Here is a 24,420-nt window from a genome sequence, read left to right as displayed (position 1 = left end):
CTGCTGTTCGCTACGCGGACCATCGGTTCCGGGTCATGTTTGCATAAATGATGAATTATCTTACGTTAACGTAAAGGTCAAAATATTTCGCCTTCCGGCTGTGCCTCATGGCCCGTACTGTCACAAAGCAAGTGTTGTCCAACCGCCTATTCGCTCATTGATTCTTCATGCGCCAATACGTGCCCTGCAGGACCGGACTGAAGCATTCGCACCCCACACGCCACATGCTGGCCGGGGCCGCCCTTCTTATTGCGACATGTCTGAGCAACGAAGGTCGTTCACAGGAGAATGGAGCCGACCAGAAAGTCTGGAACAGTGGCGCCTATTCGTTTTCCGACGAGCTTGGCGGCTTTCGCATCACTGGCGTATCGGGCAGCGGCACGCGAGAAGACCCGTTTGTGGTCAAGGAGGAACTCGAATCCTCGTCGCCGGTGACGCTGACGATGCGAACGATCAGGCCGATCAGGCCTTTCGACAGTTCGGGCTTCTATGCCAACGGCATCATGTTCATGCGTATCGAGGCGCTAAACAACAGCGGCCAGGCCTGGGTTGAATTCGAGTTCGAATTGCAGGAGATCGAGGGCAAGCCGAGCGACTTCGGCGATGGGCTGTCCTTCGACCAGCGGCGGACCGACAGCTCCAACATCTCATCGAACAGCTTTACCAAATACAACCGCGACTTCGAGCCCTATGACCGGCTGCGCTTCACCGACGGCAAGGTCGATCCTGGCGAGGAGGCCGATTTCAGCTTCCTTTTGACCGACTATACGCCGCGCTGGCGCTTTTATCTGGTGCAGGACCCGCGCATTCCCTCCTCGTGAACTTGCAAATCGCTGGCGTAACGCCGAAACTGCAGCATGGCCTCAATTTCGGGAAACGAACGTCCGGATCTGCGCGATCTGCTCGCCTTCTATGCGGCGGCGGGCGTCGATGACGCGCTTGTCGACGATCCGATCGACAGATTTGCCGAAAATGCGCAGAGGCAAGCAGCATCGGTGCAGCAAGCGGCACAGCCGGACGATGCGCTTCGCGCTGGATCGGACCGCTCCGCACCGCCACCTCCCCTGCGCCCCGCAGCATCGGCCGCCGTTCCCGACGAAGCACAGGCTGCTGCTGCGCGTGAGCTTGCCGCGAAGGCTACGACGCTCGACGAGCTGCGCCAGATCATGGAAGGGTTCGACGGCTGCAATCTCAAGGCCACGGCCAAGAGCATGGTCTTTGCCGAAGGCAGCCCTGACGCCGATCTGATGCTGGTGGGCGAAGCGCCCGGCCGCGACGAGGACCTGGAGGGCGTGCCCTTTGTCGGCGGCGCGGGACAATTGCTCGACCGCATCCTTGCGGCCATCGGGGTCGAGCGAAAATCCGCCTTTGTCACCAATGTGATTCCGTGGCGGCCGCCTGGCAATCGCACGCCGACGCCGCATGAGACCGAAATCTGCCGGCCGTTCATCGAGCGACAGATCGCGCTTGCCAAACCCAAGGTGCTGGTGACGCTCGGCGGGCCTTCAGCCAAGCTGCTGGCTGGTTCGACGGAAGGCATCTTGCGGCTGCGCGGCAGCTGGAAGAGCCATACCACTGCCGATGGGACGGTCATTCCCGTGATGCCGACGCTGCACCCGGCGTATCTGCTGAGAAATCCCGCCCACAAGAAACTTGCATGGCGGGACTTCCTGGAGGTCAAGGCAAAGCTGAGGGAGTTGGGCGGCAACTGACGCTGCCCTGCCCTTTCACGCTGTCGCGACCGCCGCGCGGCGGATGCCGACGAACTGCAATTCGGCAAAGACCGCGACCGTCAGCGCCTGGGCGGTGACGAAGGCGATACCGAGCAGGTTCGGCGCGACAAGGCCCGAGACAAGCAAGCCAAAGCTGCCGATCACCCACAATGCGTTGATGATGATGATGTCGATCATCACAAGCTTCGACACCGTGGCGCGACGAGCGATGACCACCAGCACGGCGACGAATGGCACCAGCGCGATGCGGGCCCAAAACAGCAATTCCGCAGGCAGTCCGAGCAACGGCGCAAGCAAAGGTGCGCCAAGCATCATCAGGATGCCGGCCGCGCCACTGACGAGCGCGTCAGCAAAAAGGACATTGCGAAGGAAGGGGGTGACGGTGATGGACATGGTGCAAGCTCCTGGCTCTGTTGTGGAGGCGTCTCAAGCGCGCCTTCCTGAGACCGAACATCACACCAGGCCTGGTCGTAAGCGATTACGCTGGAGATAATAGCAATCAGAAATTTGTCTGCCTAATGTAGCAGCATGACAACGACACAAAATCCCGTAGGCGACCTCCTCCGCGAATGGCGCACCAGGCGACGCATGAGCCAGCTCGATCTCGCCATGGAGGCCGAAATCTCGCAGCGGCATCTGAGCTTCATGGAGAGTGGACGCTCGGCCCCTTCGCGCGACATGGTGCTTCATCTAGCGGAACAGCTCTCCATTCCGCTGCGCCAGCGCAATCAGCTGCTGCTTGCCGCCGGATTTGCGCCGAGCTTCAGCGAAAAGCCGCTCAACCACCCTTCGCTGGCACCGGCCATGGACGCGGTGCGTATGGTACTCAAGGGCCACGAGCCCTACCCGGCGATCGCCGTTGACCGGCACTGGAACATGATCGAGGGCAATGCAGCGCTCGGCCCGATGCTGGCAGGCGTGGAGGATGCCTCGCTGCTCGAACCGCCGGTCAACGTGCTCAGGCTCAGCCTGCACCCCAAGGGCGTGGCGCCGCATATCGTCAATCTGCACGAATGGCGTTCGCATCTGATCGAGCGGCTGAAACACCAGAACGACACTACAGGCGATCCGATGCTCAAAGCGCTGGAGAAGGAACTTTTGACCTACCCGGACGGGCCGCGCACGGGACGCCCGACGCAGCCCGATCCGCTGGCGATCGCTCATCCGCTGCGATTGCGCGTGGGCGATGCGGTGTTGTCCTTCATCAGCACTATCACCGTGTTTGGAACACCGCTCGACGTCACACTCTCCGAACTCGCCATCGAATCGTTCTTTCCCGCCGACGAGGAAACAGCCGCACGGCTCAGGTGCCTAGCCGCTCAGTAGGCGCGGAGGCCGCCTGATGTAGAACGCTGCGGCGATCCCTTTCAAACGGAGCTGGCCTCGGAAAGATCGCGGCAAGTGCGGCCTGCATCTCCCTTGCCCTGACTACGGCGCGGGCATCATCGTCGATCTCATCGTTGAGGCAAAAGAAGGCAGGCGGACTATCAACAAGTGCGGCCAGCGACCGGCTGACCTCGTCGGTATCCTGCACGGCCACGACATGCTCGCAGGACAATTTCACCTGTCGGGCACCGCTGGCGCGTTCGCGGTCGCGCTCGGAAATGGCGTTGATGTAGAGCACGCGCACCAGCGCATCCGTTCGCTGGCGAAAGCGGTGCCTTGCCGTGCGGCGCAGCCAAAAGCCGAACTTGTCGTTCAGCCAGGCAAGGTCGTCGAGATCGATCGCCAGCGGCAGGTGCGGCGGATAGGACCAGCGCCTGCGGCGGAAGGCCAACGTCAGCAGAAGGTTGTTGAATCCAAGCACATGCATGTAGCGATCGGCTCGGAGGCGCAGCGGCGGCAGGCGGAAAGCCATTGCGTGCAACCTGGCACTGCCATCCGGCGCCACGAATTCGCCGCGAGGCACCGGCTGGCCGACAAAGAAGTCGTCGTTGAAAAGCAGAAACCTGTTGGCGACGCCTGCCCTGCCGATGCGGTGCAGATTGGCCTCGATGGTGCTGGAACTGAAAACCGGCAAGGCGGCGGGATCGGCGAAGAAGTCGTTGTGGGTGACGAGATTGATCTTGGGATGATCGAGATCGAGCCATGGCGGCACCTGGCCGTTGGTGACGAGATGGATCGTCCTGACCCAGGGCAGATGGAAATGGATCGAACGCAGCGAATAACGCAGTTCGCCGTTCTCGCGAAAGCGATAGTTCGCAGGTCTGAGCCAAGGCTGCTTCGGCCAAAAGCGCGCAAGGCTCGCTTGATGTGCGGGATCGTTGCCATCGACCCATGGCATGACGACATCTATCGGGTCGGAAGTCTTGAACTCTATCATGTGCCCTCGACCGAAAAATCGGTCGCCTCAGATCATTCTGAGGAGCGGGCAGGCTCCTGGGTTACGTAGTCGCCACCTGTTATGGCAGCGTCGCCTTCTTGACGGCGCGGCGCTCCAGACCAAGGCGCTGTTCGCGCCAGACGATGAAGATGCCGGCACCGATGACGATGGCGCCACCAACCAGGGTGTAAATGGTCGGCAGGTCGCCGAAGACGAAATAGCCCACCGCGATGCCGAGGATCAAGGAGGTATATTCGAAGGGTGCCACCGTCGACGCCTCGGCGTGGCGGTAGGCTTCGGTCATGAACAGCTGGGCGATGCCGCCGCAGACGCCGGCAGTGATGAGCAGGGCCGTTTGTTCCCAGCTCAGCGATTGCCAGCCGAAAGGGATGCTGAGCAACGCCATGACGCTGGCTGTCAGCGAAAACCACAGCACGATGGTCGAGGTGCGCTCGGTGTGGACAAGGTTGCGCACCAGAAGCATGGCGACCGCAGACATCGCCGCCCCTACGAGCGCAGCGACGACACCGAGCGTTTCCTCGTCGCCGATGCCGGTGCTAAGCAGGGAGAGGTTCGGCCAGGAAACGATGACAACACCCAAAAGACCGACGGCGACAGCGGTCCAGCGGTGGATGCGGACGGTCTCGCCGAGGAAAATCGCGCTGAAGACAACGACCAGCAGCGGTTGCGCATAGTTCAGCGTGATCGCCTCAGGCAGCGGCAACCGGGTCAGCGCGAAGAAGCCGAAACCCATGGCGGTGACGCCGACGACGCCGCGCGCAATGTGGTTTAGCGGGCGTTTGGTGACGACGGCGGTACGCAGTTCGCGCTTGAAGGCGAGGAAGATCAGGATCGGAAAGACAGCGAAGAACGAGCGGAAGAAAACGATCTGGCCAGCGGGGACATCGCCGGCCGCCTTGATGCTGGTCGACATGCCGACGAAGATGGCAACCGAGATGATCTTGAGTGCAATGCCCGTAAGCGGCGACGAGGCGCCGTGTACCACCTGATGCTTCACTTGTGCCGGGCCGCCTCTATCGCTGCCCAGACGCGCGCCGGGGTTGCCGGCATCTCGATATGGGTAATGCCGTAGGCTCTATAGAGCGCGTCGGTGACGGCGTTGAGTGCCGAAGGTGTCGCACCGATAGTGCCAGCCTCGCCCGCGCCCTTCATGCCCATGGCATTGGTGGTCGAGGGCACGTTGCGCGTTTCGAAGTGGAAGGACGGCACGGTGTCGGCGCGCGGCATGGTGTAGTCCATGAAGCTCGCGGTCAAAAGCTGCCCGTCTTCGGCATAGACGGCCTCTTCGGCCAGCGCCTGGCCGATGCCTTGCACCACGCCGCCATGGACCTGGCCGGCAAGCAGCACCGGGTTCACCGTGACGCCGAAATCGTCGACGATGGTGTAGGCGACAACGTCGGTGGTGCCCGTCTCGGGATCGATCTCGACTTCGCAGATGTGCGTGCCGTTGGGATACGTCGCTTCGTGCTGAACAAACTCGCCCATCGCCTTGAGATCGCCAGGGTTTTTCGCTGCGGCATGAAGGGCAGCGAAGTCGATCATGCGGTCGGTGCCAACAATGCGTGCTTCGCCATTGTCCAGTTCGATGTCGGCAGCAGCCGCCTCCAGCTCGTCAGCGGCGAGTTTCTTGAGCTTCTCGGCCAGGGCCTCACCGGCACGGGAAGCGGAGACGCCGCCCAAAGGAATGGACCGCGAACCGCCGGTGCCGCCACCGCTGGCCAGCTGATCGGTGTCGCCCTGGTGCACGCTGATTTTGGCGACGTCGAGATTGAGCTTTTCGGAGACGAACTGGGCGTAGGCGGTGGCGTGGCCCTGGCCGTTGGACTGGGTGCCTATGAAGACCGACACGGTGCCATCGGCATTGAGCTCGACGCGGGCGGGCTCGGAACCAGCAAAGGCGCAGGCCTCGACATAGGTTGCCATGCCGATGCCGCGGATCTTTCCCCGCGCCTTGGCCTCCGCGAGGCGGACGGGAAAACTGGCCCAGCCGGCACGCTGCATGGAAAGGTCCATATGCGCCTGGAACTCGCCGACGTCGTAGAGCCGCCCGGTCTGGGTGCGGTAGGGAAACTGCTCGGGGCGGATAAAATTGCGCCGGCGGATCTCGTCGACCGAGAGGCCAAGGTCGCGGGCGCAGGCATCGGCCAGCTTCTCGACCAGAAGGGCAGCTTCCGGGCGCCCTGCCCCGCGATAGGCATCGACCGGGCACGTGTTGGTGTAGACGCCCGTGATCGCCACATCGAGCGCCTGGATATCGTAGACGCCGGTCGACATGCTGGCGCCGATATGGGCGATGATCGGACCGTATTGCGAGATATAGGCGCCGACATTGGAGATCAGGTCGACGCGCAGGCCAAGAAAGCGGCCGTTGCTGTCCGTCGCCATTTCAGCGGTGACGACATTGTCGCGCCCTTGCGCATCGGTGAGGAAATGCTCGGTGCGGTCGCTGGCCCATTTGACCGGCTGACCAAGCCGCTTGGCGGCTTCCAGCACAAGCGCGTGCTCGCGATAGACGAACGCCTTGGTGCCGAAGCCGCCGCCGACATCGGGGGTAACGACCCGCAGCTTGTCGGCACCGATGCCGAAGACCTGGCCGGTCAGCATGTCGCGCATCGAATGCACGCCTTGCGAGCCGGTGGTCAGAACGAAGCGGTCTTCGTCCTTGCGCCACTCGCCGATGGCCGAGCGCGGCTCCATGTAGTTGCAGATCAGGCGGTTGTTGATGAACTCAATGCGGGTAACATGCGCCGCCTTGGCGAAAGCCTTGTCGGTCTTGGTCTTGTCGCCGAGATGGTAGGTGAACGCACGGTTCGTGCCGAGTTCGGGCCACACCAGCGGGGCCTCTTCGTCGAGCGCGGTGGCTGTATTGGCGGCGGCGTCCTCGCCGTCATAGTCGACTTCGAGCAGTTCGGAGGCATCCTGAGCCAGCGCGCGGCTGTCGGCGACAATGAAGGCAACCGCATCGCCGACATAGTGGACCCGGTCCCGGCACAGGATCGGAATGTCGCGGGTTGGCGCGCGGGTGCCGTCGGGCTGCTTTTGCATGACGGACGACTTGAGAGCGCCGAGGTGGGCGACGTCGGCCCCCGTGAGCACAAGATGTACGCCTGGCGCAGAACGGGCGGCATCAACCGAACCGAGGGTGAAACTGGCGTTGGCGACCGGCGAACGCAAGACATAACCATGCAGCTGGGCGGCCGGCGCGATATCGTCGGTATAGCGGCCCTTGCCGGTGATGAAAGCTCCGTCCTCGACGCGCAATACGGATGCGCCCATTCCGAATTTCGGCGTGACGATTGTCATATCTGCCTCGTGAGGATTTGGTGAGGAGCGCAGCAATGTGCGGTCCCTGACAGTTTTGCCGAGGGGGCGTTTCGTGTAAAGAGCAGCGGCCGCATATTTATTCTACCAGCGTGCGGCAAGCGTTCGGAAGTCGACAGGAAGGCCACTCATATGCGTACTGATACCGGACAGGTGTTTCGTCTCGAAGACTACCGGCCGAGCGATTACCTGATCCCCAGGACCGAGCTCGATTTCCGGCTTGGACAAGACAGCACAAAGGTTGTGGCGCGGCTGACCATCGAACGTCGCGCCGAAGTCGACAAGCCGGTGCAACTCGAACTCGACGGCGACGGGCTGACGTTGCGCCGCATCGAGATCGACGGAGAAACGGTCGACGCCGCCGACTTCGATGCCACGCCCGACCAGCTGGTCATCCACAATCCTCCGGCCTCGGGCCGTTTCACGCTGTTGATCGAGACCGAGCTTGCACCGTCGCGCAACGAGGCGCTGATGGGGCTCTACCGCTCCAGCAAGGTCTATTGCACGCAGTGCGAGGCCGAAGGCTTCCGCCGCATCACCTATTTCCTTGATCGGCCCGACATCCTGTCGGTGTACACGGTGCGCATCGAAGCGCAGCACTCGGAAGCGCCACTGCTGCTTTCCAACGGCAATCCGGTCGACACCGGAGAGCTTGCCGATGGCTGGCATTTCGCCGTCTGGCACGACCCCTTCCCCAAGCCGTCCTATCTGTTTGCGCTGGTCGCCGGTGACCTCGGTTCTATCAAGGACCGTTTCGTCACCGCCTCGGGCCGCTCGGTCGAGCTCGGCATTTATGTCGAGCACGGCAAGGAAAACCAGGCCGGCTACGCCATGGATTCTTTGCGCCGCTCGATGAAATGGGACGAGGAGGTGTTCGGCTGCGAATACGATCTCGATGTCTTCAACATCGTTGCCGTGTCCGATTTCAACATGGGCGCGATGGAGAACAAGGGCCTCAACATCTTCAATGACAAGTACGTGCTTGCCGATGAAGAGACCGCGACCGACGCCGATTTCGCCAATATCGAGGCGATCATCGCGCATGAATATTTCCACAATTGGACAGGCAACAGAATCACTTGCCGCGACTGGTTCCAGCTCTGCCTGAAGGAAGGGCTGACGGTTTTCCGCGACCACGAATTCTCCGCCGACCAGCGCTCGCGGCCGGTCAAACGCATCGCCGAGGTGCGTACGCTGCGGGCGCACCAGTTCCCCGAAGACCAGGGTCCGCTCGCCCATCCGGTCCGTCCGCGGCGCTATCGCGAGATCAACAACTTCTACACCGCGACCGTCTACGAAAAGGGCTCCGAAGTGGTGCGGATGATCCGCACCGTGCTGGGCGCGGAGCTTTTCCGCCAAGGTATGGACCTCTATTTCGAACGCCATGATGGTGACGCCGCGACCATCGAGGATTTCCTCAAGGTGTTCGAGGATGTGTCGGGCCGCGACCTGTCGCAGTTCGCGCTCTGGTATCACCAGGCCGGCACGCCGAACCTGAGCGTGACCACGGCGCATAATCCGGCGACCGCTGAGTTCACCATCGAGATCGAGCAGTCGGTGCCGCCGACGCCGTCGGAAAGCCGCAAGCGGCTGATGCATATTCCCCTCGCTTTCGGGCTTGTCGGGTCAGACGGCAAGGACATGGCCTTCGACGCAGCCGAGGGCGCGACGGTCGAAAACGGCGTCATCCATGTCCGCAAGCGCAAGCACGTGGTGACGTTTTCGGGCGTTGCCGAACGGCCGGTGCTGTCGCTCAATCGCGGCTTTTCGGCGCCGATCACGCTCAGCATCGAGCAACGGCCGGAAGACCAGATCTTCCTCGCCTCGCATGACAGCGACGCGTTCTCGCGCTGGCAGGCATTCAACACGCTCCTGACCGACGCAACCATCAGCGCGTTCAAGAACATCCTTGGCGGCAAGCAGCCGCAATTCGCAGGCGCGCTGACCGCGCTCGCCGGCCGCATCGCCGGCGACAATGCGCTGGAGCATGCGTTCCGGGCGCTGGCGCTGACCTTGCCGGGTGAAGCCGACATTGCCCGCGACATCGGCAAGAACATCGATCCCGACGCGATCTTTGCCGGACGCGAGGCGCTGGCTAGGAAGATCGCAGAGAGCAATAGCGGAGTCTTTTCGCAGCTTTACGAGGATTTGCGCATGTCGGACGGCTTCTCGCCGGATGCGGCAAGCGCTGGCCGGCGCGCCTTGCGCAATATCCTGCTGGATTACCTCGCCATCCTGCCAGGCGGCGCGGCTCTCGCCTCCGAGCATTTCGCAGCCGCAACCAACATGACCGACCGTGCCGCAGCGCTTGCGGTGCTGGCGCATCGCCATGCCGGCTCGACGGAAGCCAAGGCAGCGCTTACCGAATTCGACAAGCGCTACCGCAGCGACCCGCTGGTCATGGACAAATGGTTCTTGATCCAGGCGACAGCGCCGGGCGCAGGAGCGGTCGAGGCGGTGAAAGCTCTGATCGAGCACCCGGCCTTCTCGATCGCCAACCCCAACCGGGTGCGTTCGCTGATCGGCGGCTTCGCCAGCGCCAACCAGACCGGTTTCCACCGCGCCGACGGGGCGGGCTACACCTTCTTTGCCGAAACTGTGCTGACGGTCGAAAAGCGCAATCCGCAGGTCGCCGCGCGCCTCGCCACTGCGCTACGGTCATGGCGTTCGCTCGAACCGAACCGCCAGGCCAAAGCGCGCGCCGCACTGCTGTCGATCCAGGCCAAGGAAGGGCTGTCGGCGGATCTGCGCGACATCATCGAGCGCACGCTGGCCTGACCTGAATTCTGTCATGCTCCAGAATACGGCGGCTTTCCGAAATCCGGGAGCCGCCGTTTGGCAAGCGCGATACGCATCCAATTCAGCAGCCTTTTAGCCGAATTTTAATCTTTTTCGCCCGGCCCACTGGACAAGGCGAATCAGCTTTGATTCTTTAGTGACGATTCGGAAGTACGGCGTATGCCGGATCAGCTACCAGGAAACGGGATTTGGGGAGCCATTTATGGCAAAGGCGGACGCGTGGGGCGCGCCCGATGAGACTGCTTTTGGCCGTCGCAGGCAAGCGCGTGGCGCTGGCTTGTCGGGCAATGCACGTCTTATCGCCGAGCCCGCCTACCGCCGGCTCCTCGCCGCAGAGCCCTTGCTCCGCCGCTCGATCCCGACGCTGATCGTCATCTTCCTCATCGTCGTTGCCGGCACGCGTGTCCTGTCGATGATGGCCTTGCGCGACGACGTCGAACGCAATGCCAAGGCGATCCTGGCGCTCTCAGCCGGCGAATTGGTCAACTCACTGATGGTAGGTGCTACGGCCGAGGTGCCGCTCGCCGCCGCAAGCCAGGACCTGCTCGAACGCACCAGCCAGCAAGGCACGCTCAGCCGCAGCCACGTCATTGCGCTGACCGACCAGAACTTCCGCGTCATCGCGGTGAGCCCGCGGTCGACCGGCTGGCAAGGCCAGGCCCTCGACGCCATCGTCTCGGGCGGGCAACCGCTGTTCATGTTCGGCGACCGCGCCGGCGTGATGGAAGTTCGCATCGGTGGCCAGGACTGGCTGGCGGCAGTGAGCCTGGCCGACGGCAAGCGCGCCGCCGCAGCCGCCCTTGTGCCGCAAGAGGCGGTGTTCGCCGAATGGCGCAAGACGGTGTCGCTGAACGTCGCGCTGTTTGTGATGACCGCCGGCATCCTGATCCTCATCCTCTACGCCTATTTCAGCCAGGCGGCGCGCGCCCAGGCCGCCGACGGCATCTATCTTGAAGCGCATGAACGCATCGACCTGGCGCTGGTGCGCGGCAAATGCGGCCTGTGGGACTGGGACATGGTGCGCGGCAAGATGTACTGGTCGCGTTCGATGTATCAGCTGCTCGGCTACGAGGCCTGCGAGGCGATGCTGTCGTTTGGCGAGGTCGCGCGCATCATCCATCCCGAAGATGGCGACCTGTTCGAACTGGCCAACCAGGTAGTGACGCGTGAGGTCGATCATATCGACCGCGTGTTCCGCATGCGCCATGCCGATGGCCGGTGGGTGTGGATGCGCGCGCGCGCCCAGGTCGTCGATCCCGAGGCGCCCGAAATCCAGATGACCGGCATTGCCGTCGACATCACCGAGCAGCGGCATCTTGCCTTGCGCTCGGAGGCTGCCGACCAGCGGCTGCGGGCGGCGATCGAAAACATCACCGAATCCTTCGTGCTGTGGGACGCCAACGGCCGGTTGGTGATGTGCAATTCGAAGTACCAGCACGACAACGGCCTGAACGACCGCGACGTGCTGCCCGGCACTGCACGCGAAGACCTTGAAGAGCGCATGGTCGCCTTCGCCTCGGAGCGGCGGCTGGCCAGCGCCAATGGCCCGCGCGCGGGTGCGACCTATGAACGCCAGCTGGCCGACGGGCGCTGGCTGCAGGTCAACGAACTCACCACGCGTGACGGCGGCCTGGTGTCGGTCGGGTCGGACATCACCCAGATCAAGCAGCACCAGGACAAGCTGATGGAGAGCGAACGGCGCTTGATGGCGACGATCCACGATCTCAGCCTGGCGCGGCGTTCGGAAGAAGAGCGTTCGCACGAACTGGTCGAGCTCAACCGCAAATACATGAAAGAAACCGAGCGCGCCGAGGCGGCCAACCGCGCCAAGTCGGAATTCCTCGCCAACATGTCGCATGAGCTTCGTACCCCGCTCAACGCGGTCATCGGCTTTTCGGAGCTGATGGAAGGGCGCCTGTTCGGCCCGATGGGTTCGCCGCGCTACGAGGAATATGCCCGCGACATCAATTCGAGCGGCAAGTATCTTCTGGGCGTCATCAACGACATCCTCGACATGTCGAAGATCGAAGCCGGCCAGTTTTCGATGGACCGCGAAGAGATCGATCTCTGCCCGCTGATCCGCGAGACCGTTCGAGTGGTTTCGCTACAGGCCGCGCAAAAGTCGATCACCGTGGAGACGCAGATCGCCGATTCCATGACGCTGTTCGCCGACCGCCGGGCGGTCAAGCAGATCGTCATCAACCTGTTGTCGAACGCGGTGAAGTTCACTGGCGAGGGCGGACGCATTTCGGTTCGGGCGCGCAATGCTTCGGGCGCACTCACGCTCAGCATCGAAGACAATGGCTGCGGCATTCCCAAACATGCGCTGGGCAAGCTCGGCCGGCCGTTCGAGCAGGTGCAGAACCAGTTCTCGAAAAACCACGCCGGCTCGGGCCTGGGCCTCGCCATCTCGCGCTCGCTGGCCGAGTTGCATGGCGGCGCGCTGAAGATCAGGTCGACCGAGGGCGTTGGCACGATCGTGTCGGTGCGCATTCCGGTGCGCCGGGTTGAACGCATGGCCAAGGCCGCCTGACAGCCGCAGCTCCCCGTTCAGCCACAGCTTGAATTGGCGCTTGCCTTCTCGGGAATTTCTCCCCGAGAAGGCTGACGGGTGCCCTGCTTACTTCATGTCACCGCCGTCATGACCGCCGTGGCGGCCAGACCCGTGGCGCGGCAGCTCGTCCTGGGAGACCTTGCCATCGTCGTTGCGGTCCATCAGCGCAAACATCTTCTTTTCGCGCGACTGGATGGCGTCGGTGGTCAAGGTGCCGTCGCCGTTTGCCGCGTAGCGCGATATGATGCGCTTGGCCATCTCCTCGAAGCGCGCCTTCTCAAGTGCCGCTGCAAGCTGCTCCACCGTGACCTTGCCGCCATTGTCGGCGACGATCTTCTTCAGACGCGTGTCCATGGCCGCTGAGAACTGGTCGAAGGTCAGGCTGCCACCGGCATCCTTCATCGCCTTTTGGAGCCGCATCTTGCCCGGCCCTCGCATGCCATCGCCGTCGTCCTGAGCGTAGGCAGTGCCGGCAACGCCGGCCAGGGCGATGAAGGCGAGTGCGAGTGTGGTGGACGTTTTCATGGTACTTCTCCTGTTGCACCGTTTACCCCCGATGCAGTTGGAAACGAGCCCGGCTTCCCACCGCCGGCATCATCGTTTCCCGCGAAGCAGACGGTCGAAATGCGTTCTGACCTTCTGCGACGTCTCGTGAAGGTGCGCCTCGAGCACGCCGAAATCGGGCAGGTCGGTTGCCGCAAGCAGCAAGTCCGACAGTCCCGGCGGAACATCGTTCCGCTCGAACGCACCGGTGAGGCACAGCCTCGTCATCTGTGTGATTGCCGAATAGAGCGCGTAGGCATCGACCAGGTCCTGTCGCGTCTGCGCGTCGGCAAAGGCAGGCGCAAGCCTGTGGAGCGTGTCCGCCGTGCCCGTGGCATGGCCCTGCCCTTCGATCTTGCCAGTCAGCACCGCGACCTGAGCGATGAACTCCATGTCGATCAGCCCACCAGGCACGAGCTTGATGTCCCACAGGTCCTGTGGCGGCTTTTCGTCCTCGATCATCTGGCGCATGTCGCGCGCCTCGGCCGCAACCTTGGCCGCATCGCACGGCAAAGCGATGATGGCGGCAACCTCGATTTCAACCTCGTTGCACAATGAAGCATCGCCGGCGATCGGGCGGGCGCGGGTCAGCGCCATATGCTCCCAGGTCCAGGCGTCCTCGCGCTGATACTTGCGGAACGACGAGATATGGGTCGCAACGGGCCCCTTGTTGCCTGACGGGCGCAGCCTGAGGTCGAGCTCGTAGAGCACACCTTCGGCAGTTGGCGCGGAAACAGCCGCGATCAGGCGCTGGGTCATGCGCGCGTAGTAATGCGAAGGCGCAAGCGGCCTTTCGCCGTCCGACTCATCAGCATGCTCGTCGTGGTCGTAAAGCAGGATCAGATCGACATCGGAGCCTGCGGTCACCTCGCGGCTGCCGAGCTTGCCCATGCCAAGGATGGTCACACGCCCACCAGCGACCTTGCCATGCCGCCGCGCGAACTCGGCCTCGACAGCTTCAAGGGCGGCCCCAACCGTCAGGTCGGCGAGGTCGGAAAATGCCTTTCCGGCGCGTGCGGAGTCGATCGCGCCGGCAAGCAGCCTGACACCGATGAGGAACTTCTGCTCGGAGGCAAAGATGCGCAGGCGGTCGAGCACTTCCTCGTAGAGCCGGGTGCTTTCGAGAAAAGCTGACAGGCGCGCGGCTAGGTAGGCGCGATCCGGCAACTCGGACAGCAAGGCAGGATCGAGCAGGCCGTCGAAGACATGCGGGCGGCGCGTGATGATGCCTGCAAGGCGCGGTGCCGCGCCCATGATGGTGGCCAAAAGCTTGAGCAGCGCCGGATTGGACTGGAGCAGCGAAAACAGCTGGATGCCGGCAGGCAGGCCGGCGAGGAATTCGTCGAAGCGCATCAGCGCCTCATCGGCGCGGCGGGTCTTGCCGAAGGCTTCGAGCAGTGCAGGCGTCAGTTCGGTCAGGCGCTCGCGCGCTTCGGCCGACTGGGTGGCGCGGTAGCGGCCGAAATGCCAGCTGCGGATGACCCGGCAGATGTCGGATGGACGCTGGAAGCCGAGCTGGCGCAGCGTGTGCAACGTATCGGGGTCGTCGACATCGCCGGTGAAAACGAGATTTCCGACGCCGGAGGAGAGCTCGGGTGCGGCCTCAAACAATGCCGCATAGTGCCGCTCGACCTCCTGCAACGAGGCGCGGAAGGCCTTCGAAAACGCCTCGGCATCCGTAAAGGCGAGCATGTGGGCGATTCGGGCCAAGCCCTCGTCGTCTTCCGGCAAGGTGTGTGTCTGCTCATCGGCGACCATCTGGATGGCGTGCTCGACCCGGCGCAGGAACCAGTATTGCCGCTCGAGTGCGTCGCGGGCCTCCATCGTGATCCAGCCGCGCACCGCAAGCTGGTCGAGCATCGGCACCGTGGCGCGGCCGCGCAATTCGGGGAAGCGACCGCCGGCGATGAGTTGCTGGGTCTGGACGAAAAACTCGATCTCGCGGATGCCGCCACGGCCAAGCTTGACATTGTGGCCTTTGACCGCCACCTCGCCATGGCCCTTGTGGGCATGGATCTGGCGCTTGATCGAATGGACGTCGGCGATGGCCGCATAGTCCATGTATTTGCGCCAGACATAGGGCTGCAGCTCTTTCAGGAAGGCTTCGCCGGCAGCGATGTCCCCGGCGACAGGACGCGCCTTGATCATCGCCGCGCGTTCCCAATTCTGGCCGCGGCTCTCGTAATAATGCAACGCAGCGTGGATCGAGATCGCCAGCGGCGTCGAGCCCGGATCGGGACGCAGGCGCAGATCGGTGCGGAAGACGTAACCGTGCTCGGTGCGATCCTGCATGATGCGGACCAGCCGCCGGGTCAGTCGCGCGAACAGTTCGGTTGCTTCGTACGGATCGATGATCGCCGGTGCTTCGGGATCGAAGAAGACGACGAGATCGATGTCGGAGGAGAAATTCAGCTCATGGGCGCCGAGCTTGCCCATGCCGAGCAGGATCCAGCCGGAGCCAATTGTCGGGTTTTCGGGATCGGGCAGCTTGAGCTTGCCCTGACCATGCGCGTCTCTGAGCAGGAAGTTCACCGCAGCGCTGGTGCACAGATCGGCCAAATCGCTCAACCGGCGCACGCTGAGCTCGGCGCCGGCCTCGCCTGCGAGATCAGCGAGTGCGATGAGAAAATGCGCCTCGCCCTTCAGCCGGCGCAGTTGCATCATCAAGGTGGCCTCAGCCATGCCTGCTTCGCGCGGGATCGCGGCAATCGCCTCGCCGATCGCCTGAAGCCGTTCCGTGACGCTCTGGTCGAACAGCCGATCGAGCATTTCCGGCTGCCGGCGAGCGCTGGCACGCATGAATTCGGAAAGATCAAAGACCGCGGCGAGGAAATCCTGGGCAGACCCGCTGGCTCTCAGGAAAGCAGCGAGCCTATCGAACCCCTCCTCCTTGGCGAGGCTCGCCAATTCGAGAATCTCGCGGCGGGCGCGCTCCGGATCGAGCGGCGCGACACTGGCCACAGGCGCCAGCTGCCACTCGCTCGCTGATTTCCGTGCGGCCACGCTTTTCATCTATTCGTCCTTCGATACGGGAAAGCTCATCAGGACCGATAATCCGGGATTGCCGGGCAAAAGATCAAGGCGGCCGTTGTGAAACTTCATCACGGCTTTGGCGAGACTGAGCCCAAGCCCGGAACCGGGCTGCGATCGGCTCTGCTCCAGCCGCACGAAACGCTCGGTGGCGCGCATGCGATCACCTTCGTCGGGAATACCAAGGCCGTTGTCGGCGACCAGCAGGCGAACCTCGTCGCCCTCGCGTCGGAGCGTCACGCTGACATGCGGCGCCTCGACCGAGCCGGCGGAATACTTGATGGCGTTGTCGACGACGTTGGACAGTGCCTGGGCGATCAGTTCGCGATTGCCGCTGATCATGAACTCGCCGTCAAGCGCTGCCTCAAGACCAACGCCCAGTTCCTCGGCGACGGGCTCATAAAGCTCGACAACGTCGTGAACGACCGCGGCAAGGTCCACCTTGGCCAGGGCTTCGGCGGAATAGCCCGCCTCCAGCCGCGAGATCATCAAGATGGCGTTGAAGGTGCGGATAAGCTGGTCGGACTCAGCGATCGTGCCTTCCAGCACCTCGCGGTAGTCGGCCCCCGTCTTCTTGCCCGAAAGTGCCGCCTCGGCCCGGTTGCGCAGGCGCGTCAAAGGCGTCTTGAGGTCATGGGCGATGTTGTCGGAAACCTGTTTCAGCCCGTCATTGAGATGGGCGATACGGGCCAGCATGACGTTGAGGTTTTCGGCGAGCCGGTCGAACTCATCGCCCGCGCCGGTGACCGGCAGGCGACCGCTCAGATCGCCAGCCATGATACGCCGGCCGGCTTCCGAAACACCATCGATGTGCTTGAGCGCGCGACGGCCAACGAAATACCAGATCAGCAGGCCGCCAAAGCCCATCATGCCAAGCGCGACCATCAGCGCCTTTTGTATCACGTCCCGGAACCGTTCCGGCTCGCCAAGATCGCGGCCGACCATCAGCAGCATCTGGTTGGGAAGCCGCAGCACCACCGCAATGGCGTTGTGTCGCTCCTCGGTCACCGCTTCCGACTCGGTTTTTTCAGCAACCGCCGGCGGACGCCGGCCTGCGACTTCACCGTAGCGTTCGTAGGAGAACGGCAGTTCGGTCCAGCCTTCGCGCTGGAGCACGCCGGGCTGGATGCCTTGCACGTTGCCCGACAGGATCTGGCCGTTGGGGTCGGCGAGCAGATAAAGATTGGCGCCCGGCTGCCGAGCACGCTGTTCGACAACCCGCACGAGCGTGGGGATACCACCGCGCTGGTAGGCGCGGGCAAGGCCGAGCACTTCTTCGTTGATGGTTTCCTGCGTCTGCATCATCAGCATGCGCGCCGACAGCGACGTCATGTAAAAGACCAGCAGGACTGCACAAAGGGCAAAAAGCAGCAGATAGAGCGCCGAGAGCCGCGCTGCTGTGGTTTTCATAATGGCCGGCAGTCTGAACGCCATCAACCTGCCTTGAGCATATAGCCAGCGCCGCGAATGGTGTGCAGGATCGGCGTTTCAAATCCCTTTTCGATCTTGCCGCGCAGCCGCGATATGTGGACGTCGATCACATTGGTCTGCGGATCGAAATGATAGTCCCAGACGTTTTCGAGCAGCATGGTGCGGGTGACCACCTGGCCGGCATGGCGCATCAGATATTCGAGCAGCCGGTACTCGCGCGGCTGCAGCGTGATTTCCTGGGAGCCGCGGCGCACCGTGTGGGACAGCCGGTCGAGCTCGAGATCGCCGACGCGATAGAGCGTCTCGGATTCGCGGGCGGGCGCGCGCCTGTTGAGCACTTCGACCCGCGCGAGCAGTTCGGAAAAAGCATAAGGCTTGGTGAGATAGTCGTCGCCGCCGGCGCGCAAGCCCGTCACACGGTCATCGACCTCGCCAAGCGCCGACAAGATCAGAACCGGTGTTGTATTGCCGCGCGACCGCAGCCCGGCAATCACCGAAAGACCATCACGCCTTGGCAGCATGCGGTCAACGACCATGACGTCGTATTCGGCAGCATCGGCAAGGGCGAAACCTGAATCGCCGTCGCCTGCGACATGGGCAGTATGGCCGGCCTCCGCGAAAGCCTTCTGCATGTAGTCGGCCGCTTCGCGGTCATCTTCGATGACAAGAATCTTCATGCCGTCGTTATACGCGATTTTGCTGGATATCAGAGGCGACATGTCGTTTCCTCCAAAGATTGAAGTGGCAGCGGGCGATGGGAGCCCGCTGCCACCGGGGCCGGAATCGAAGACTGACAAACTATCCGGCGCCGTCACTTTCCGTCGGGCGGCTCGGGGGTGATGATACCGCCCGACAGGAGTGATCGGTCAGCCCTGATTGACAGGCAGGGCCACGAAGCGGTTGCTGTTTTCGCGGCTGATCTGGAAGAGTACGGCTTTGCGGCCCGCCTTTTCCGCCTGGCTAAGCGCCTGTGTCACATCGGCAGGTGAAGTGACTTCGGCCGAATTCACTGCGGTGATGATGTCGCCGGCCTGGATACCGCGATCGGCGGCATCGCTGGAGGGGTCAACGTCAGTCACCACGAGGCCCTTGCCATCTTCCGAACGCGTGACCGTCAGGCCGAGATCGGCAAGCGAGCTGGGTTCGCCGGGTGCCGAAGGCTGGTCCGCCGAGGCCTGCTTGTCCGAACCCGGAAGCGTGCCGAGGTCGACGTTGACGTTTTCCATCTTGCCATTGCGCCAAACGGTGACGGCAACCGCCTTGCCAGGAGTGACAGCGCCGATCAGACGGGCGAGTTCCCTCGGAGAGGCGACCTCTTGACCGTTGACCTGGGTGATGACGTCACCAGCGACGATACCCGCCTTCTTGGCCGGGCCGGTGTCCTGGGCGCTCGAAACGAGTGCACCCTTCTCGCCCTTGAGGCCGAGGGACTCCGCAATGTCGGAAGTGACAGGCTGGATTTCCACACCGAGCCAACCACGCTGAACGCTGCCATTCTTCATCAGATCCTGAACCACCTGCTTGGCGGTAGAGGCTGGGATCGCAAAGGCGATGCCGACGCTGCCACCCGACGGCGAGAAGATGGCGGTGTTGATGCCGACCACTTCGCCATTGAGGTTGAAGGCAGGACCACCTGAATTGCCGCGGTTCACCGCAGCGTCAATCTGCAGGAAGTCGTCATAAGGGCCAGCGCCGATGTCACGGCCGCGTGCCGAGACGATACCAGCTGTGACGGTGCCGCCGAGCCCGAATGGATTACCGACTGCAACGACCCAGTCGCCGACCCTGATCTTCGCGTCGTCGGCAAAGCTGACATAGGTGAACTTTGTGCTGGCATCGACCTTGAGCACGGCGAGGTCGGTGCGCGGATCGGTACCGATCAGCTTGGCATCGTATTCCTTGCCGTCGCTGGCGACGACGGAATAGGCAGTGCCATCGGCAACGACGTGATTGTTGGTGACGAGATAGCCGTCGTCAGAGATGAAGAAGCCCGATCCTTGTGCGACAGGCCGCGGCTTCTGGCTGCCGTCACGCTGGCCGAACTTCTGACGATTCTGGTTCTGGCCGTTGCCGTCCAGCCCGCGGAAGAAGCGCTTCAGCGGATGGTTGTCCGGCAGATTGTCAAAACCCTGCTGGTTGGAGAACGGCGAAGAGCCGGTATCGGCAGCCGGGTCGATCCTGGCCTTGACCTGGACGCTGACAACCGCCGGCGAAACATGCTCGACAACGTCGGCAAAGCTCGGGACCTGCGGTGCATTAACGTTTACTGCGTCGGCATAAACAGGGAGGGTTCCACTGGTCACGGCGCCGAAGCCAATCGCACCTACAAGGGCAAGGGATGCGGCGGCGGCCAGGAGACGCTTGCGCGAACGCGAAAGGGAATTTGGGGCGGTGCTCATTGTCTCTGATCCTCATGAACGGGATGCATTGGTTCCGCATCCGATGGATCAAGAGATAGAGAGACTCACATTACGGCACCATTTCCGAGGGATGAAACTTTGGTAATGTTGAGCCTGCTCAGGCGTCCTTGCGCAGAATAGATTCGAGCGCTTCTTGCTCGTCCTTCGTCAAGGCATCCGGCTCCTGCCTGCGCCGCGAACGGGCCGACAGGAACACAAATGTGCCGCCACCGAGCAGCAGCAGGACTGGCGTTCCCCAAAGCAAGGCGTTGCGCAGGTTGAAGCGCGGCTTCAACAGCACGAATTCGCCGTAGCGGGAGACGATGTAGTCCATCACCTGCTCGTCGCTGTCGCCAGTGACAAGCCGCTCGCGCAGCAGCACGCGCAGGTCGGCGGCCAGTTCGGCGTCTGATTCGTCGATGGACTGGTTCTGGCAGACCATGCAACGCAGCTCTTCCGACAGCAGCCGCGCGCGGGCCTCAAGCTTCGGATCGGCGAGCATCTCGCTAGGTTTCACGGCAAGCGCCGTGCCCGCAAAGAGAAACGTGGCAAGGAACCCTGCGATTGCCGGCAGTTTCATCTTCATGATGCGACCGGCACAGGTTTGGCTTGGCCAGACTTGCGCTTCGCCGGCGCACCGACGCGCAGACGACGATCCATCAGCGATATGAAACCGCCAAGCATCATCACCAACGAGCCGCCCCAGATCAGTGTGACCAGCGGCTTCCACCAGACCCGTACGACCACCGAGCCATTGCCGGTTTCGTCGCCAAGCGAGACGTAGAGCTGGCTCAGCCAAATGGTCTTGATGCCGGCTTCGGTCGTCGGCATCTGGCGTACCGGATAGAAGCGCTTGGACGACATGATCTCAGTGAAAGGCTCGCCGTTGGCACCAAGCAGCGAGAAACGGCCTTGGTCCTCGGTGAAGTTGGGTCCACGCATAGGCGTCAGTCCGTTGAACCGCAGATGGTGGCCGGAAATCTCCAGCACCTGTCCCGGCTTCATGACCAGGATCGCCTCTTTCTGGAACGACAACACCCCAACAATGCCAAGCAACGTCAGCCCAAGGCCGAGATGTGCCAGCGCCGTACCGAAAACCGAGCGCGGAAGGCCAAGGAAGCGGTGCAGCGCCACCTTCGGCGTGACGTTGCCGATGCCAGACTTCAGCGCGACGTCGGTCAGTGCGCCAAGCACGAGCCAGGTCGCAAGGCCGGCACCAAGGGCAGCGAACACCGACGCGCCATCGATGAACAGGAAGGTGACCAAGACAACAGCAAGTGCTGCGCCAAAGGCGAACATGAGCCGCTGGGCAACAGCAGCGACATCGCCACGCTTCCAGGCAAGCAGCGGTCCGAACGGCACGACCGCCAGAAGCGGTATCATCAGCGGGCCGAAGGTCAGGTTGAAGAACGGCTCGCCGACCGAAATCTTGTCGCCGAACAGGGCCTCGACCACCAGCGGATAAAGCGTCCCGATCAGCACTGTCGCAGTCGCAGTGGTCAGGAACAGGTTGTTGAGCACCAGCGCGCCTTCGCGCGAGATCGGATGGAAGATGCCACCCACGGTCAGCGACGACGCGCGCAGGGCAAACAGCGCCAGCGAACCACCGATGAACAGCGTGAGAATGCACAGGATAAAGACACCGCGGCTCGGGTCGCTGGCAAAGGCATGCACCGAGGTCAGCACGCCCGAACGGACAAGGAAGGTGCCCAGCAACGACAGCGAGAACGTCAGGATGGCAAGCAGCAGCGTCCAGATCTTCAGCGCCGAGCGCTTTTCCATGACAATAGCGGAGTGCAGAAGTGCGGTGCCGGCAAGCCAAGGCATGAAGGAGGCGTTTTCGACCGGATCCCAGAACCAGAAGCCGCCCCAGCCGAGCTCGTAATAGGCCCAGTAGGAACCCATGGCGATACCGCCGGTCAAAAACACCCAGGCAGCAAGCGTCCATGGACGCACCCAGCGCGCCCAGGCGGCATCGATGCGGCCCTCGATCAGGGCTGCAACAGCAAACGAAAAACAGACCGAAAAGCCGACATAGCCGAGATAGAGCAACGGGGGATGGACTGCGAGGCCGATGTCTTGAAGGATCGGATTGAGATCCTTGCCTTCGATCGGTGCCGGTACCAGGCGGGCAAACGGGTTCGACGTGATCAGGATGAAGAGCAGGAAGGCCGTGCCGATCCAGCCCTGGACGGCAAGCACATTTGCTCGAAGCGTCGCCGGAAGATTGCCGCCGAAGGCTGCAACCAATGCACCAAAGAAGCTGAGGATCAGAACCCACAGCAACATCGAGCCTTCGTGATTGCCCCAGGTGCCGGTGAACTTGTAGATCATCGGCTGAAGGGAATGCGAGTTCTCCCAGACATTGACCAGCGAGAAGTCCGACTGGACATAGGCCATCGTCAGCACGGCAAAAGACAGCGCGATCATGGCAAATCCGGTGACTGTCACCGGTCCGCCAACCGCCATCAGCCTGGAGTCGCCCTTGTAGGCTCCGTAAAGCGGCACCAGCGACTGCACCAGCGACAGAACGAGCGCCAGGATAAGCGCGAAGTGACCCATCTCGACCATGTCAGCGCCGTCCGACGTTCATTGCGTGGTTTCCTGCCAGACGCCCTTTGCCTTCAGGCTGTCGGCGACTTCCCTGGGCATATAGTTCTCGTCATGTTTTGCCAGCACGCTATCGGCGACGAACTTACCGTCGGAGCCGAAGCTGCCCTCGGTGATCACGCCCTGCCCTTCCCGAAACAGATCGGGCAGGATGCCAGTGTAGCGCACTTTCACCGTTTTTTCGGAGTCGGTCACGCCGAATTCAACCTGCGTTCCCTGCCCACGCACGATGGAGCCATTCTCGACGAGGCCACCGAGCCGAATCCTCTGGCCCGGCTGCAAGGTCGCCGCCTGCAAATCTGCCGGCATGTAGAAATAGGAGGCTTTCTGGCCGAGCGCGTAAAAGGTCAGGGCCGTTGCCGCGCCCAAGAAGGCCAGCGCGCCCGCAATCACCGAAAGCCGTTTTTGTTTACGCGTCATGCCTACTCCGTGACTTTCAGGCCAAGCGAGCCGGCCAGTTCGGAAAGCTTGCGTCCGTCTTCGCTGTCACGGCCAAGTGCGGTATAGGCGCGCCCAAGCGCGTCCTGGGCCAGATCGGTCTTTCCGAGCACCTGATATGAACGCACCAATCGCAGCCATCCTTCCGGATCGCGCGGGTTCTGGCGCAGCTTTTCGTCCAGCGTTGCGACCATGCCCTCGATCATCGCCGTGCGGTCGCCTGACGACATGGACGCTGCAGCGTCGATGTCCTCCTGCTTGGGTCCGGGACCGGCAGCCGCCTCATTGGCCGGTGCGGTGCGACCTTCGGCCTGGGCGATCGCCTGTTCAGTCACTGGTCGCCATGGCGAGTCGGCCGGCAGGCCCATGGCCATGAGACGCCAGGCGGTGGCTGCCTCGGCAACCTTGCCCTCCTGGGCAAGCGCCAAGCCAAGGAAATAGCGGGCCTTGGGATTGGCTGGCTCGAATTTGAGCGCTGCCTCGAAGGCCATTCGCGCGTCCGCCGTAACGATCCCGCCCGACGCACCGGCGATGGCCTCGCCAAGTCCAGCTTCGCGGGCAGCTGTCGAGCCTTCGATACGGATAGCGTTGCGATAGGCTGTGACCGCGTCATCGGCCCGGCCCATCCTGAGATAGACGGGTGCCAGCACATCCCAGCCGCGCCCGTCAGACGGGTTGGCGACAAGATGCGCCTCGGCGCGGGCGATCAATTCGTCAACGGAACTGTCCGCCGGCTTCTGCGAAAGGCGCGCGCTCAATGGCTGCGACGGCACGTCCGGCGAGCCGATCGCGGTGTAAATGCTCCAGCTCAGCAATGGAACGGCGAGCACGGCGATGACGCCGACCAGCCTCGAGGAGCGCTGAGTTTCGTTCTTCGACTTCGGCGCGCCACCGGCATCAAGCTTGATGATGCGGCGTGCTATCTCGGCCCGCGCTTGTTCGGCGTCTGATGGAGCAATGAGCCCGCGCGCGGCGTCCCTGTCGACTTCGCCAAGCTGGTCGCGATAAACTTCGAGGTCGTGGCTGGCGTCGGCTTCGCCTTCGGCCTGCCGCGTCAACGGCAACAGAACCGCAAGGCTCGCACCAAGTGTCAATACAGCAGCTATGACCCAGAACAACATGCTCACCTAAATAGCCAGCAGCCACCAAGCTGCCAACATCTTCGTCCTGCGGCTTATTGACGGTCCAGGCTCTTTTGCCAAAGCAACAACGCGTGAG

At 62.7% G+C, this 24,420-nt stretch carries 18 protein-coding genes; 5 read left to right on the top strand and 13 right to left on the bottom strand.

Annotated elements, in window-relative coordinates:
• Window positions 1-167: 167 nt before the first annotated feature.
• Both AC1DLV_RS15470 and AC1DLV_RS15465 read left to right on the top strand, forming a co-directional pair.
• Entirely contained in the window at window positions 168-821 is a 654-nt protein-coding gene (locus AC1DLV_RS15470) for a carbohydrate-binding protein (RefSeq protein WP_476800791.1), read from the top strand.
• Between the two features lie 36 nt (window positions 822-857).
• Window positions 858-1,712, top strand: a complete 855-nt coding sequence (locus AC1DLV_RS15465) for a uracil-DNA glycosylase (RefSeq protein ID WP_476800790.1) — start codon at window positions 858-860, stop codon at window positions 1,710-1,712.
• A 15-nt stretch (window positions 1,713-1,727) separates the two neighbouring features.
• Here AC1DLV_RS15465 and AC1DLV_RS15460 read toward each other — a convergent pair whose 3' ends face one another.
• Window positions 1,728-2,126 (bottom strand): hypothetical protein, encoded by a 399-nt coding sequence (locus AC1DLV_RS15460; protein WP_476800789.1) that lies wholly within the window; start codon window positions 2,124-2,126, stop codon window positions 1,728-1,730.
• A 135-nt stretch (window positions 2,127-2,261) separates the two neighbouring features.
• On the opposite strand from AC1DLV_RS15460, the gene AC1DLV_RS15455 reads away from it, so the two are divergent.
• Window positions 2,262-3,059: a helix-turn-helix domain-containing protein gene (locus AC1DLV_RS15455; protein ID WP_476800788.1), complete on the top strand. Its 798-nt coding sequence runs from the start codon at window positions 2,262-2,264 to the stop codon at window positions 3,057-3,059.
• Here the strand turns inward: AC1DLV_RS15455 and AC1DLV_RS15450 are convergent.
• The 3 genes from AC1DLV_RS15450 to AC1DLV_RS15440 all read right to left on the bottom strand — a co-directional run bounded on the left by AC1DLV_RS15450 (window position 3,037) and on the right by AC1DLV_RS15440 (window position 7,380).
• A complete protein-coding gene (locus AC1DLV_RS15450; RefSeq protein WP_476800787.1) occupies window positions 3,037-4,056 on the bottom strand; it encodes a Stealth CR1 domain-containing protein in 1,020 nt (339 codons plus the stop codon). The genes AC1DLV_RS15455 and AC1DLV_RS15450 overlap by 23 nt on opposite strands.
• A 79-nt stretch (window positions 4,057-4,135) precedes the next feature.
• Entirely contained in the window at window positions 4,136-5,074 is a 939-nt protein-coding gene (locus AC1DLV_RS15445) for a DMT family transporter (RefSeq protein WP_476800786.1), read from the bottom strand.
• Complete coding sequence (locus AC1DLV_RS15440; RefSeq protein WP_476800785.1) at window positions 5,071-7,380, bottom strand: xanthine dehydrogenase family protein molybdopterin-binding subunit; 2,310 nt, start codon at window positions 7,378-7,380, stop codon at window positions 5,071-5,073. The genes AC1DLV_RS15445 and AC1DLV_RS15440 overlap by 4 nt, the downstream gene beginning before the upstream one ends.
• Before the next feature lie 150 nt (window positions 7,381-7,530).
• Here AC1DLV_RS15440 and pepN point away from each other — a divergent pair, with 150 nt between their 5' ends.
• The gene (pepN, locus tag AC1DLV_RS15435) at window positions 7,531-10,176 is read left to right on the top strand and encodes an aminopeptidase N (RefSeq protein WP_476800784.1); all 2,646 of its coding nucleotides are present in this window, start codon (window positions 7,531-7,533) and stop codon (window positions 10,174-10,176) included.
• A gap of 223 nt (window positions 10,177-10,399) precedes the next feature.
• Window positions 10,400-12,730: a PAS domain-containing sensor histidine kinase gene (locus tag AC1DLV_RS15430; RefSeq protein ID WP_476836181.1), complete on the top strand. Its 2,331-nt coding sequence runs from the start codon at window positions 10,400-10,402 to the stop codon at window positions 12,728-12,730.
• An 87-nt stretch (window positions 12,731-12,817) separates the two neighbouring features.
• On the opposite strand, the gene AC1DLV_RS15425 is transcribed toward AC1DLV_RS15430, so the two are convergent.
• From AC1DLV_RS15425 to ccmI, 9 genes are all read right to left on the bottom strand, one after another.
• Complete coding sequence (locus AC1DLV_RS15425) at window positions 12,818-13,276, bottom strand: EF-hand domain-containing protein (protein ID WP_476800782.1); 459 nt, start codon at window positions 13,274-13,276, stop codon at window positions 12,818-12,820.
• A 69-nt stretch (window positions 13,277-13,345) separates the two neighbouring features.
• Window positions 13,346-16,306: a bifunctional [glutamine synthetase] adenylyltransferase/[glutamine synthetase]-adenylyl-L-tyrosine phosphorylase gene (locus AC1DLV_RS15420; protein ID WP_476800781.1), complete on the bottom strand. Its 2,961-nt coding sequence runs from the start codon at window positions 16,304-16,306 to the stop codon at window positions 13,346-13,348.
• Window positions 16,307-17,758, bottom strand: a complete 1,452-nt coding sequence (locus AC1DLV_RS15415; protein WP_476800780.1) for a sensor histidine kinase — start codon at window positions 17,756-17,758, stop codon at window positions 16,307-16,309.
• On the bottom strand, window positions 17,758-18,432 hold the full coding sequence (locus AC1DLV_RS15410) for a response regulator transcription factor (RefSeq protein ID WP_476800828.1): 675 nt from the start codon (window positions 18,430-18,432) through the stop codon (window positions 17,758-17,760). Before AC1DLV_RS15410 ends, AC1DLV_RS15415 begins: the two co-directional genes overlap by 1 nt.
• Window positions 18,433-18,621: 189 nt before the next feature.
• The gene (locus AC1DLV_RS15405) at window positions 18,622-20,154 is read right to left on the bottom strand and encodes a Do family serine endopeptidase (RefSeq protein ID WP_476836180.1); all 1,533 of its coding nucleotides are present in this window, start codon (window positions 20,152-20,154) and stop codon (window positions 18,622-18,624) included.
• Window positions 20,155-20,272: 118 nt separating this feature from the next.
• Window positions 20,273-20,740: a cytochrome c-type biogenesis protein gene (locus AC1DLV_RS15400; protein ID WP_476785477.1), complete on the bottom strand. Its 468-nt coding sequence runs from the start codon at window positions 20,738-20,740 to the stop codon at window positions 20,273-20,275.
• Entirely contained in the window at window positions 20,737-22,725 is a 1,989-nt protein-coding gene (locus AC1DLV_RS15395; protein ID WP_476800778.1) for a heme lyase CcmF/NrfE family subunit, read from the bottom strand. The genes AC1DLV_RS15400 and AC1DLV_RS15395 overlap by 4 nt, the downstream gene beginning before the upstream one ends.
• 18 nt (window positions 22,726-22,743) lie before the next feature.
• The gene (gene ccmE, locus AC1DLV_RS15390) at window positions 22,744-23,184 is read right to left on the bottom strand and encodes a cytochrome c maturation protein CcmE (RefSeq protein ID WP_476800777.1); all 441 of its coding nucleotides are present in this window, start codon (window positions 23,182-23,184) and stop codon (window positions 22,744-22,746) included.
• 2 nt (window positions 23,185-23,186) lie between these two features.
• Entirely contained in the window at window positions 23,187-24,323 is a 1,137-nt protein-coding gene (ccmI, locus tag AC1DLV_RS15385; RefSeq protein WP_476800827.1) for a c-type cytochrome biogenesis protein CcmI, read from the bottom strand.
• Window positions 24,324-24,420: the final 97 nt, after the last annotated feature.

This window comes from Aminobacter sp. 01T433 (genome assembly GCF_056398585.1).
This window is presented reverse-complemented; position numbering and strand designations above follow the sequence as displayed.

Coding starts and splice junctions, on each gene's coding strand:
- AC1DLV_RS15470 (WP_476800791.1), top strand. CDS start 168: ATGCGCCAATACGTGCCCTGCAGGACCGGACTGAAGCATTCGCACCCC.
- AC1DLV_RS15465 (WP_476800790.1), top strand. CDS start 858: ATGGCCTCAATTTCGGGAAACGAACGTCCGGATCTGCGCGATCTGCTC.
- AC1DLV_RS15460 (WP_476800789.1), bottom strand. CDS start 2,126: ATGTCCATCACCGTCACCCCCTTCCTTCGCAATGTCCTTTTTGCTGAC.
- AC1DLV_RS15455 (WP_476800788.1), top strand. CDS start 2,262: ATGACAACGACACAAAATCCCGTAGGCGACCTCCTCCGCGAATGGCGC.
- AC1DLV_RS15450 (WP_476800787.1), bottom strand. CDS start 4,056: ATGATAGAGTTCAAGACTTCCGACCCGATAGATGTCGTCATGCCATGG.
- AC1DLV_RS15440 (WP_476800785.1), bottom strand. CDS start 7,380: ATGACAATCGTCACGCCGAAATTCGGAATGGGCGCATCCGTATTGCGC.
- pepN (WP_476800784.1), top strand. CDS start 7,531: ATGCGTACTGATACCGGACAGGTGTTTCGTCTCGAAGACTACCGGCCG.
- AC1DLV_RS15430 (WP_476836181.1), top strand. CDS start 10,400: ATGGCAAAGGCGGACGCGTGGGGCGCGCCCGATGAGACTGCTTTTGGC.
- AC1DLV_RS15425 (WP_476800782.1), bottom strand. CDS start 13,276: ATGAAAACGTCCACCACACTCGCACTCGCCTTCATCGCCCTGGCCGGC.
- AC1DLV_RS15420 (WP_476800781.1), bottom strand. CDS start 16,306: ATGAAAAGCGTGGCCGCACGGAAATCAGCGAGCGAGTGGCAGCTGGCG.
- AC1DLV_RS15415 (WP_476800780.1), bottom strand. CDS start 17,758: ATGGCGTTCAGACTGCCGGCCATTATGAAAACCACAGCAGCGCGGCTC.
- AC1DLV_RS15410 (WP_476800828.1), bottom strand. CDS start 18,432: ATGAAGATTCTTGTCATCGAAGATGACCGCGAAGCGGCCGACTACATG.
- AC1DLV_RS15405 (WP_476836180.1), bottom strand. CDS start 20,154: ATGAGCACCGCCCCAAATTCCCTTTCGCGTTCGCGCAAGCGTCTCCTG.
- AC1DLV_RS15400 (WP_476785477.1), bottom strand. CDS start 20,740: ATGAAGATGAAACTGCCGGCAATCGCAGGGTTCCTTGCCACGTTTCTC.
- AC1DLV_RS15395 (WP_476800778.1), bottom strand. CDS start 22,725: ATGGTCGAGATGGGTCACTTCGCGCTTATCCTGGCGCTCGTTCTGTCG.
- ccmE (WP_476800777.1), bottom strand. CDS start 23,184: ATGACGCGTAAACAAAAACGGCTTTCGGTGATTGCGGGCGCGCTGGCC.
- ccmI (WP_476800827.1), bottom strand. CDS start 24,323: ATGTTGTTCTGGGTCATAGCTGCTGTATTGACACTTGGTGCGAGCCTT.